An 8,276-nucleotide genomic window follows, 5' to 3' on the forward strand; every position below is an offset into this window, starting at 1 on the left:
ATCAGGCTAACATTATCATCGTCGGCGGCGATGTCACTGGCAAAGCTATGATTCCTATCATCCATCAGGGCAAGGGCCGCTACGAAGGCTACCTGTTCAATGTGAAGGAGGAACCATCCACCCCAGAGGAGCTGGAGCGTTTCAAACAGCGCATCAGCAACGTGGGGTTCTACCCGATTGTGCTTGAGAAGGACGAGGCAGAGGACCTGGAAGCGCATCCAGATAAGATGGCCCGCCGCTTCGAGCATGAAATGGTGGTTCGGGTGCGAGAATGGCTCACAGAATATGAGGAAAAACTAGTGCCCAAGGGCATTACCCTCTATTTTATGCCTGGTAATGACGACCCCTATGTAATCGACTCTGTAATTGCGGAATTCCAGCACGTGCGCAACCCGGACGGCCAGGTGTTCTGGCTGGACGAGCACCATGAGTTCGCCGGCATCTCCAACGCCAATATGACCCCCTGGAAATGCGCTCGAGACGTCGAGGAAGATGTCCTGGCAGAGCGGCTGGAGAAGCTCGCCAGTCAGCTCTCCCACCCCGAACGGGCGGTACTGGCCATCCATGTGCCGCCATATGATTCCCAGATTGACGTCTGCCCCGAGTTGGACGAAAACCTGAAAATCAAGACCATGGGCGGCCAGGTACTCATGAAACCCGTCGGCAGTACCTCGGTGCGCAAATTCATCGAAACAGTACAGCCCATGCTCACCTTGCACGGGCACATTCATGAAGCCGCCGGCCACATCCGCATTGGGCGCACGTTGGCGATTAATCCCGGCAGTGAATACGCTGAGGGCATTATGAAGGCTGCCATCATCAACCTTGAGCCTGAGCGCGTGAAAGGCCATATGCTGATATCCGGCTGAGGCGCGCGCTATTCCTGCCGAACCGCGGAGGAACATATGAGCAAATATGGTGCAATCCAGCAAGATTTTTACGAAGAGCGTACCCGTATCCTGAACGCCCTCCAGGAGAAAGAGAACGCCCACATCATCATGCGACTGGTAGGGGCACTGGCCTTCCGCACCCACTGCCCCAATTTCGGATATATTCAGGATCGGCTGGGCCGGCAGTTTACCGATATTGACTTCGCCTCCTACCGCAAATTTTTCAAAGACATCGTCAGGTTCTTGACGGAGTTGGGGTATCAGGAAGATAGGACAGTCACCCAGCTCTTCGGGGAGCATCGGCTCCTGTTCCACGACCCGGTGTACGGCCGGCACATTGACGTCTTCTTCGACCAGTTGAAATTCTGCCACACCATCCCCCTGGTTGGCCGGCTGGAAGCCGACTCGCCTACCCTCCCCCTCGCAGAGCTGTTCCTGGAAAAGATGCAGATCGTCAAGATCAACGAAAAGGACATTATCGACACTATCATGCTATTGCGAGAGCACCCGGTCGGCCACAGCGATCAGGAAACCATCAACCTTGATGTGATTGGAAAACTCACCTCCAATGATTGGGGATGGTGGCGTACTCTGACACAGAATCTGGAACTGGTAGACCACTTTGTGGGACAGTACAATCAATTGACGGATGAGGACCGCCAGGTTGTGCGGGAACGCTTGCGGCAAATTCGGGAATATATTGACCAACAGCCGAAGTCCATGCGCTGGAAAATGCGCGCCGCCATCGGCGATAAAGTCAAATGGTATGAAGATGTGGAAGAGCTTTCCGGAAGGGGAACCCTCTCGTAAAGGTCCTGCCTTCTGACAATACACACCCTGGATGACAATGGAGGTTTTCAAACATGTCCACTGACATTGACAAATTCGTTGTGCCCTGGGTGCGGGCGGCCGCGCCGTACAGCGACCGGCATATGGAATTCGCCTGGTCGCACCCCGAAGTACTGCGCATGATGTCGAACGAGAACCCTATCCCGCCATCGCCGGCGGTGTTGGAGGCCATACAACGGGCGGCTCAACTGGGGAACCTGTACCCGGATTCCGGGCCGGCCCTGCGACAGCGGCTCGGCGAAATGGCCGGCTTTGGAAAGGAAAATGTGATCCTGGGCAACGGCTCCACGGACATCATTGATATCATCATCACCACATTCGCGGCGCCTGGCGATGAAGTACTTATCCCTGTGCCTACCTTCTCCATGTATGAGGCGCGGGCGAAGATCCGCGGCGCGGTGCCAGTGTTTGTCCCCCTGCGGTCCGATTTCTCGTGGGATGTGGAAGCCATCCTGGCGGCCATCACCCCCAAGACCAAACTGCTCTTCCTTTGTAGTCCCAACAACCCCACGGGGATACAGATTCCGCTGGACGATCTGAAACGCATCCTTTCTGCCGGCATCCCCACCGTAGTGGACGAAGCCTACTACGAGCTGGAAAACGAACCACGTACCCTGGCACACCTTATCCGCGAATATCCCAATCTGATTATTTCGCGCACCTTCTCCAAGGCATACGGCCTGGCCGGCCTGCGGGTCGGATACGCTATCGCCGATGCCAAAGTGGTAGACTACATGATGCGCGTCCGCATTCCCTGGAACGTCAGCCTGCTGGCGCTGGCCGCCGCGCAGGCCGCGCTGGACGATGAAGCAAGCTTTCTGGAAAAGCGGCGCACCATCATCGAGGGCCGGCAGTACCTGTGTGAGGAGATCAATAAGATCCCGGGCCTGCGCGCCTTCCCCTCCGAGGGAAACTTTGTCCTCATCGATGCCAGCTCGTTGGGAAAAACCTCTGAGCAAATCCGCGACGAGCTCATCGAGCGCAAGGTCTTTATCCGGCCTATGTCCCCCCATCACATGGGACAGGGCTTCGTGCGTGTCACAGTGGGCACACCGGAGCAGAACGAGTTCTTCCTCCAGGTACTTCGCGCCTACGTGGAGGAAGTCCGGAAAGGGAAATAAGGCCCGCCATCCGCCAGCGTGATGGAGAGACTCGCATGAGCAAGCAGTACATCATCGCCCATGATACAGGCACCGGGGGTGATAAGGCGGTACTCACTGACTTGCGCGGCCGCATCCTGCACTCGTATTACCTGCCTTACGGCCTGCACTATCCCAAGCCGCAGTGGGTGGAGCAGGACCCTGAGGAACTATGGCAGGCAGTCGCCATGACCACGCGCAAGGTGATGGAGGAGGCCGGCGTCTCGCCGGCCGACATTCTGGGCGTGGGCATCTCCGCCCAGATGTTCAACCTCCTGCCGGTAGATGCCGAGGTACGACCAGTGATGCCCATGATAAGCTGGCTGGACGTGCGCTCTGTGAAACAGGCAGACCGCATCGCCGCAATGGACGGCGGTCAAGGCATCCGCCGGCTGTTCGAGTACACTGGCAACATCCCCACCGCCAAGGACATCATCCCCAAAATCCTCTGGCTGAAGGAAGAATGCCCGGAGCTGTGGGAACGCACCGCCTGGCTCCTCGACTGTAAGGAGTACATCGTCTATCGGCTGACCGGGAAAATCGCCACGGATTGGCACGGCGCCTCGGTATACTTTCTGTTCGATCCCTACCGCAAGGAGTGGTCCAAGCCGGCCTGCGACCTGCTGGGTATTCCCATGGAAAAACTGCCGCCGGCCTATCCCTGCACTTCTGTGATCGGAGAGGTTACCCCGCAGGCCGCTCAGGCCACCGGACTGCTCCCCGGCACCCCTGTAGTGATCTGCGCCGGCGATGTGGCAGTCGCCCAGTCGGGCTCCGGTGCCAACCACGACGGAGAGGCCCATCTGTGTGTAGGCACAGCTACCTGGATCGGCCTATCCAGCAGTACCTTCGTGAATGACCCTGAAAAACCATTCTGGGCATTGAACCACATCGACCCGCAGAAATGGATCATCGCCGGCGAGATGGAAACCGGCGGCGGCTCGCTGATGTGGTTCCGCGACAATTTCTGTCAGGCCGAAGCGGAAGAAGCCGCGCGCCAGGGCATCTCCACCTACGAACTGCTCAGCCGCATGGCAGAAGAGGTGGAACCTGGGGCCGACCGTCTGCTCTTCGCTCCCTGGCTCTCCGGTGAGAGGGCTCCTGTTCTGGACCATTACGCCCTGGGCGCCTTCATCGGGCTCTCGCTGAGCCACACCAAGGCCCATATGGCCCGCGCAGTCATGGAAGGGGTGGGCTTCCACCTGCGTTGGATCTGCGAGGCGCTGGAAAACCTGGGCCTGCGAGTGGGAGCTGTGCACGCCATCGGCGGGGGGAGCACCAGTCCCACCTGGACCCAGATCATCAGCGACATCACCGGCCGCCAGCTTAAGGTGCTGGCGCATCCTCAAGAGGCCGGCGCGGTAGGGGCCGCGCTCACTGTGGCGGTGGGATTGGGAGTGTACCCTAACATAGAGGCGATCGACGATCTGATCGAGATTGACCGCATCGTCGAACCCCGAGACGAGTACCAGGGGCGCTATGATGCGCTGTACAAAGAGTATCGGGCAGTGTACGAGGCGCTGAAGCCCATCAACCGCCGGCTCCATGACATCGCCTGACGCGACAAAGACAACAGCCTCCCGCAGGACACAACCTGCGGGAGGCTTTTTCATACCTTGCGCACCTTCGCCAGGCTGACCGCCAGCCTCTTCACCCCCTTGCCGGCAAAGGCCACCACAATCTCCTCGTCCCCGCCGACAATCTGACTGCTGATCACCGTCCCCACGCCGAACACGGGATGCTCGACCTTGTCGCCAGGGGCAAACTGCTGTCGCGCCGGCGCGGCCGGCCCCTTGGAGCCCCATCCCCCGCCGTTCCCCGGCCGCTCCCACATCACCGTCTCGGGCTGTGTCCGCACCGCAACTCGCACAGGGGTGCCGGCCGGCGCGTCGGCGATAAGCTGAGGCGGTATCTCCTGGAGGAATCGCGAAGGCTCGTTGACCTGATCCACGCCGAAAAGCGTGCGCCGGAAGGCATGTAGTAAATACAGCCGATCCTTGGCACGGGTGACCCCGACATAAAAGAGCCGGCGCTCCTCGGCCATCTCCTCAGGATCATCGAAACAGCGGCTGTGGGGAAAGATGCGCTCCTCCAAGCCGGCGATGAAAACCACCGGGAACTCCAGCCCCTTGGCCATATGCACCGTCAGCAACGTGGGCGCATCCTGGCTCTCGTTCAAGTTGTCAATATCCGATACCAGGGAAACCTCTTCCAGGAAGCGGGTCAGGCTCTCCGCCGGCTCCATGCCCTGGTACTGCTGGGCGACAGTGCGCAGTTCCATGATGTTCGCCCAGCGGTCCTCCCCTTCTTCCGTGCCATCGCGGATATAGGCCGCATAGCCCGACTCCTCCAGCACGCGGTCGAGCAGGCCCAACACCGACGTGTACTGGCGGGCCTCCGTCCAGCCTTCCCACAGCTCCAGGAATCCCTTCAGGGCGGCCTCGGCGCGCCGGCCCAGCGCCGGCGGTTCCACCGCTTTCCGCCCCTCTTCTGGATGGAGCAGGAGCCGGATGGCCGGCAGCATGGCCATCCCGTGCATCTGCGCCCACTGTCCCAGCGTCTCCAGCGTCTTAGCGCCGATGCCCCGCGGCGGCAGATTGATAATACGGTAAAAGCTGACATCGTCGCTGGGATTATGGATCAGCCGCAGGTAGGCCAGCATATCCTTGATTTCCTTGCGGGCGTAGAAGCGCGTGGCACCCACCAGACGGTACGGCATACCGTAGCGCACAAAGGCATCCTCGATGGGTCGCGACTGCGCGTTGGTGCGGTACATGACGGCACAGTCGCCCGGCCGGCACACCCCCTGCGAGACCAGCCGCTGTATCTCCTGGACGATGAAGCTCCCCTCCTCCTGCTCGTTGTACGCCTCGTAGACGACCACAGGAGCGCCGCCGCGGCGGATGGTGTACAGGCGCTTGGGAGTGCGGTGGGCGTTGCGCGAGATCACCGCATTGGCGACGTCCAGGATAACCTGGGTGGAGCGGTAGTTCTGCTCCAGCAAGATGACCTTTGCGTCGGGAAAATCCTCACGGAAGCGGGTGACATTGCGCCAATCTGCGCCCCGAAAGCGGTAAATGGACTGGTCCTCATCGCCGACGACGAAGATGTTGCGCTGATCGCCGGCCAGCAGTTTCAACAGCTCGTACTGCACCTGGTTGGTATCCTGGAACTCGTCCACCAGGATAAAGGGGAAGCGTGTCTGATACTTGCGGCAGACCGCCGGCTCCCGCTGAAACAGCCGCACGGTCTCCAACAGCAGATCGTCGAAATCCAGCGCGTCGCTCTGCCGCAGGATGGCCTGATAGCGCTCATAGACGCGGCGCACAATCTCGTGCCAGTAATCCGGCGTGGGGAACTGCTCCGGCACGACCATCTCCGCCTTGGCATGGGAGATGGTGGACAGGACGGCGCGGGGATTGAAGCGCTTGGGGTCCAGGTTCAGCTCTTTCAGCGCCCGGGTGATCGTCTCGGCCTGGTCGCTCTCGTCGAAGATCTGGAAGCTGGCGGAGACCGGCAGATGTGCCGCCTCGCGCCGCAAGATGCGCGCGCAGGTGGCATGGAAGGTGCCCACCGTCAGATAATGGGTTTCCGCCCCCAGGAGCGATTCCAGCCGGCCCTTCATCTCGCGCGCCGCCTTGTTGGTGAAGGTCACCGCCATGATATGATGAGCGGGGATGCCGGCCTCCCGCACCAAATACGCCACACGATGGGTGAGTACGCGCGTCTTGCCAGAGCCGGGGCCGGCCAGCACCAGCACAGGACCGTGCACCGCGGTGACGGCCTGGCGCTGGGCCTCGTTCAGCCCCTCAAGGGCAGAGACCATATCAGGACCTCCTGCAGGGGATGGGATCGCACAGGTGTATGCGCAGAGGAAAAGTGTAGCATGAAGAGGGGAAGGCGTCAAACCGACGCACTGCTTGCGCCGGCAGTCCGGCATCCGGTGCCATGCCAACCTTGACCCCTTCCACACCCTCTTTCCAGGGGCGTTGATATATCTTACATGCATGTGGTATAATTAGGTAAAGAAGCCCGCAAGGCCTTTCGCTCAGGCGCGGGACGGCCCGACTATTCTCACTGGTGGGGAAGGAACCTTGAATCCCGCGACGCTGTCGTATACCCTGCCGGCCATACTCTTGTCCGCCGGCCTGTTGGCCCTGGCGCTGACCGCCTGGCGGCGCCGCAGTATGGCCGGCGCCATCAGCTTTACAATCTTTATCGCCGTCGTCGCGGCATGGACCTTCTTTTCCGCGCTGGAAGTCGCCGCCGAATCCCTGCCGGAAAAGGTCCGCTGGGCCCAACTGCAGTACATCGGCATCACCGTGGCGCCGGCCGCCTGGTTCGCCTTCACGCTCCAGTACCTGGGGCTGGGCAAGTTCCTCTCCCGCCGGGGCGTCCTGGCGCTCGCCATCGAGCCGATCCTCATCAACATCTTGGTGTGGACCAACCCCCACCACGGCTGGATTTGGGCCGAGACCGGGCTGGTGCAGGCCGGCGGCATCACCTTCCTGGCCCTGCGCTATGGGCTGGGATTCTGGGCACATGTCGTCTACGCCTATTCCCTCCTCTTCTTCAGCGCCATGATCCTTATCCAGCACTACCGCCGCGCTCCCTCCCCCCTCCGCCAGCAAATCCTGATCCTGCTGGCCGGCCTGGGCATCACCCTGGGCAGTAACCTGCTGTACGTGATGCGCATCCTGCCGATGCTGGTGGACCCGACCCCGCTGAGCTTTGCCATCGGTGGAGTGCTCGTCAGTTGGGGGCTGTACCGCTACCGCTTCCTGGATGTCATGCCGACGGCATACAGCACCATTGTCGAGCAACTGCAGGACGGCATCATCGTGCTGGACGCCTATGACCGGGTCGTGGACATGAACCCGCTGGCCGAGCGCGTGCTGGACGCTCCGCTGTCCCGGGCCATCGGCAGACCCGCCGATGAGGTCTTCCGGGGGCGCCTTGAGCGCTTCCACCCCGGACGGTTGGCCCCCGGAGAGGTGCGGGAGGTCGCGCTGGGCAATGGCCACCCTCCGCGCTATTTCGAGCTGCGCGTGTCCCTCATCTACAACGACCGCCGGCAAATCACCGGCCGGCTCGCCATGCTCCACGAAATCACCGACCGCAAGCGGGCTGAGCTGGCCCTGCGCCGACGGCTGGAATTCGAACAACTGGTGATGACCATCTCCACCACCTTCCTCAGCCTGCCGGCGTCCGACCTGGACCTGGGCCTGGCCGAGGCCTTACGCTGGGTGGGGGAACTGACCGGCGCCGACCGCTGTACGCTGATGCATTTGGTCGAGAACGACAGCATCCTGGCGGCATCGCACGAATGGTGCTCACCCCATGCCTCCTCGCGTATGGAGTTTCGCCGGCGCCTGCCCGTAAGCCGTTTCCCGTGGTG

At 61.1% G+C, this 8,276-nt stretch carries 6 protein-coding genes; 5 read left to right on the top strand and 1 reads right to left on the bottom strand.

Annotated elements, in window-relative coordinates; genetic code table 11:
- Nucleotides 1-47 precede the first annotated feature (47 nt).
- Genes H5T60_08485 through H5T60_08500 form a run of 4 tightly spaced genes read left to right on the top strand, consistent with a single transcriptional unit; the run spans nt 48 to nt 4,437 of the window.
- Nucleotides 48-869 (top strand): metallophosphoesterase, encoded by an 822-nt coding sequence (locus H5T60_08485; protein MBC7242467.1) that lies wholly within the window; start codon nt 48-50, stop codon nt 867-869.
- A 36-nt stretch (nt 870-905) separates the two neighbouring features.
- Nucleotides 906-1,700: a hypothetical protein gene (locus H5T60_08490; GenBank protein ID MBC7242468.1), complete on the top strand. Its 795-nt coding sequence runs from the start codon at nt 906-908 to the stop codon at nt 1,698-1,700.
- A 53-nt stretch (nt 1,701-1,753) separates the two neighbouring features.
- Nucleotides 1,754-2,860 carry a histidinol-phosphate transaminase gene (gene hisC, locus H5T60_08495; GenBank protein ID MBC7242469.1) on the top strand — a complete coding sequence of 369 codons (1,107 nt, stop codon included), beginning with the start codon at nt 1,754-1,756 and terminating at the stop codon, nt 2,858-2,860.
- A 35-nt stretch (nt 2,861-2,895) separates the two neighbouring features.
- Nucleotides 2,896-4,437: a xylulokinase gene (locus H5T60_08500; protein ID MBC7242470.1), complete on the top strand. Its 1,542-nt coding sequence runs from the start codon at nt 2,896-2,898 to the stop codon at nt 4,435-4,437.
- Nucleotides 4,438-4,487: 50 nt separating this feature from the next.
- On the opposite strand, the gene H5T60_08505 is transcribed toward H5T60_08500, so the two are convergent.
- Nucleotides 4,488-6,704: a UvrD-helicase domain-containing protein gene (locus tag H5T60_08505; GenBank protein MBC7242471.1), complete on the bottom strand. Its 2,217-nt coding sequence runs from the start codon at nt 6,702-6,704 to the stop codon at nt 4,488-4,490.
- Between the two features lie 268 nt (nt 6,705-6,972).
- Between H5T60_08505 and H5T60_08510 the strand changes: the two genes are divergently transcribed.
- Nucleotides 6,973-8,276 (top strand): PAS domain-containing protein (locus H5T60_08510; protein MBC7242472.1); only part of this gene is annotated, 1,304 nt, incomplete at its 3' end.

The sequence above is a fragment of the Anaerolineae bacterium genome (assembly GCA_014360855.1).
In the GTDB taxonomy this organism is placed as follows: Bacteria; Chloroflexota; Anaerolineae; order JACIWP01; family JACIWP01; genus JACIWP01.